3 protein-coding genes are annotated in these 2,852 nt (G+C 42.5%); 2 read left to right on the top strand and 1 reads right to left on the bottom strand.

Features of this window, described 5'->3' with window-relative positions; all coding sequences use genetic code 11:
- Positions 1 to 95: 95 nt before the first annotated feature.
- Positions 96 to 593 (top strand): GNAT family N-acetyltransferase, encoded by a 498-nt coding sequence (locus VN379_RS05330; RefSeq protein WP_325531568.1) that lies wholly within the window; start codon positions 96 to 98, stop codon positions 591 to 593.
- 311 nt (positions 594 to 904) lie between these two features.
- Positions 905 to 1,669: a class I SAM-dependent methyltransferase gene (locus tag VN379_RS05325; protein ID WP_325531565.1), complete on the top strand. Its 765-nt coding sequence runs from the start codon at positions 905 to 907 to the stop codon at positions 1,667 to 1,669.
- A 278-nt stretch (positions 1,670 to 1,947) separates the two neighbouring features.
- On the opposite strand, the gene VN379_RS05320 is transcribed toward VN379_RS05325, so the two are convergent.
- Complete coding sequence (locus VN379_RS05320; protein ID WP_325531563.1) at positions 1,948 to 2,805, bottom strand: hypothetical protein; 858 nt, start codon at positions 2,803 to 2,805, stop codon at positions 1,948 to 1,950.
- Between the last annotated feature and the right edge of the window lie 47 nt (positions 2,806 to 2,852).

Raw genomic sequence — 2,852 nt, 5'->3', positions numbered from 1 at the left:
TTCATGCACTTTGGACAGCTAGGAAACCTTTAAAGACCACAGATATGATTCATTAATTTTTGGCAGAAACTCTGCGCTTTCAGGGAGAGATAAATATGGAAAACATCATTTTTGATGAAATCAAGGAAGAACATTTGACTGCGGTTTGGGAAATTTATACTCACTATGTTCTTAATACAAACGCAACCTTCCATGCACATGCTTTAGCAAGAGATGAAATGCGGGAACTGCTATTCTTTGATAACCCAAAATATAAAACATTCATCATTAGGTCAGGTGAAACAATTAGCGGATATGTAATATTGACTCAACATAAGAAGCGGGAAGCCTATGATGAAACTGCTGAAGTAACTGTCTATTTAAGGCCGGATTATATCGGCCGCGGGATAGGCAGCCAAGCTGTTAAGTTCATCGAAAAAATTGCCAAACAGCAAAATATACACGTACTCATTGCAACGATATGCGGAGAAAATTTTAAAAGCATCAATTTATTTGAAAGAAACGATTTTGCCAAATGTGCTCATTATAAAGAAGTTGGGAAGAAATTTGGACAGCTTTTGGATGTTGTTGCCTATCAAAAAATAATAACATAAGATAATGACTTATATAGCTCAAGCCCAAAAAGTACAGGATACGTCTTAGCAGGATACTATTGTTGTTACAAGGTGGTTAGTCTATGAAACTATAATCCCAAAGACATTGCGTACATCGGTGATGCCGCTTACGATATCCAAGCGGCGTAGGCGGCGGGGACTTCGCAATTGGTGCTGTTGGGCGAACACGGACAGTGTCCGCGAACCCCAATCTGATCTTTGGCTCAGTAGAGTATTCTTCTCATGTGGATCAAAGCTGGTTTCCCGGAATTGCAGAATCAGTAAGGATAAGGAGTACAAAAAAGATAAATATGAAGATTACAGATTACTCTCAAATAGCAAGTAATTATGACAACAATGCATACAGGCAGAAAATTGATGAGGATGTTGTCTTAAAAGACTATATTGCCAGGCAGCGGCTAACTGAATATCATGTTCTTGATTTAGCGTGCGGAACGGGAATCTATCTTTACCGTCAAAGGGAATATTTTGATGATCCTGCTATTTGCTGGTATGGACTGGATGCTTCTGCGGACATGCTGCATATCGCCAGAAACAAAATTAAGCATAAGAATGTTTCGATTGATCATGGGCTGGCGGAAAATTTGCCGTATGAGGCCAATCATTTTGATTATATTGTCAATAATTTCGCCTTTCAGCATTTTACGAAGAAAGCGCAGGTGGTGAATGAAATAACGCGTGTTTTAAAGGTGGGAGGCGTATTTAAGATGCATAATATTGCCATACATGAAATGAAAAATTGGTGGGTTTATAAATATTTCCCTGCTGCTTATTTCGAAGACTTGAAAAGATTTTGGGAAAAAGAGCTAATCTTCCAGGAACTTACTAAGCGGGGATTTGAGGTGGAAATCCATATAACATACGAAATGCAGTCAAAAGCTATATCTGAGCTGTTACACTATGCTGAGAATAGGGATATTTCGGTACTGACTTTACTAGATGACCAAGATTATGTACATGACTTAGAACAAATGCGGGCTGAGGTGTATAAACAGCCGGCCGCCAAAGTGATCTGTGATTTTGCAGATTTATATTGCATTGCAACAAAAAAATAAGCAGTCGGGGCGGTTTCTGACACGGAATGGGGAGGCGGGGGTGAGGAGGACATATCGGGTATGGGATCAACTGGTGAAAGAAGGAAAGGCTATGCCAAGGGCCATTAAAATGACAGAGGTAAAACGGTGACAATTAGCAAATGAGATTCATTGCTAATGGTGTTTAATTCAGCCGGAATTTTAACAGATGAAAAGGGATGAGGACTTTTACAAATAGTCCCCATCCCTTTTGGCTTTTGCATAACTGGTTCTGTCTCATGCTTTATCTTTTATACAAATTAAGCTTTGCCAAATTTAAGTGCTACCGGGCAGGCCCTTACACACTTTTTGTAGCAGACTTTGTTGAACTTGGCACAGTCATCCTGGCTGATCCTAGCCTGATAGTTTTTCTTGCCGGCGATTTCGATTTCATAGATGTCGCCAAAGGCTTTCGCCGGACAGGCCTTGACACACAAGGAGCATTTCTTGCCAAGGCATATTGGGTTTTCCAATACGGGATCGGCGGTGAGCGGGGCGGCGGTAATAATGGAAACCAGCCGGACCCGGGGCCCATATTCCGGTGTAAGGAAAAGATTATTCAAGCCAAATTCACCGAGACCGGCCGCCACTGCCGCGTGCCGGTGAGAAAAAGGTCCATACCACTGTGGCGCTGCCCGCGGCAGACTGCGATCCAGGTTGCCGGGCCAGGACATAGTATTGCCGTAGGTTGTCGGCATATATACCGTCCGGTAGCCATTTTTTTCAAGAAACAGGGCGCTGTACATGCTTAACGTCTGCAATTCAATATTGAGAATCTCATGGCTGTTACGGCTTTCAATATGGCCGCGAACTACAACCCGTGGCGACCATACCTTGGTATTTCCCTCGTTGTTGGTATAGGTATCCTGCTCCTTGAAGATCTCGGATTTTTCCATAAAATGTTCAAGCCCCATTACCCCTTCGACAATGGGAAGGGCAATCACGATAACCGCATTGGCATCGGCGATAAAATCACGGGGACCATGACCGGTGGGGAAATTGTCAAAACGGTCAATCGAGGCCACCCCTACCAGCGCCATGCCATGACTCAGCCCGCCAATAAAATCTTTGAATTCTCTAGTCAGTTGATTGTTGTTGCTTTGATCCGTAGTAGTCATAAAATCCTCCCGATAATATAAAATAAAAAAACTAAAGGCTGGGAAGA

It is taken from the genome of Sporomusa sp. (assembly GCF_035561255.1).
In the GTDB taxonomy this organism is placed as follows: Bacteria; Bacillota; Negativicutes; order Sporomusales; family Sporomusaceae; genus Sporomusa.
This window is presented reverse-complemented; position numbering and strand designations above follow the sequence as displayed.

Bases quoted from the DNA above. Each gene is read 5' to 3' on its own strand.
- VN379_RS05330 (WP_325531568.1), top strand. From the start codon at position 96: ATGGAAAACATCATTTTTGATGAAATCAAGGAAGAACATTTGACTGCG.
- VN379_RS05325 (WP_325531565.1), top strand. From the start codon at position 905: ATGAAGATTACAGATTACTCTCAAATAGCAAGTAATTATGACAACAAT.
- VN379_RS05320 (WP_325531563.1), bottom strand. From the start codon at position 2,805: ATGACTACTACGGATCAAAGCAACAACAATCAACTGACTAGAGAATTC.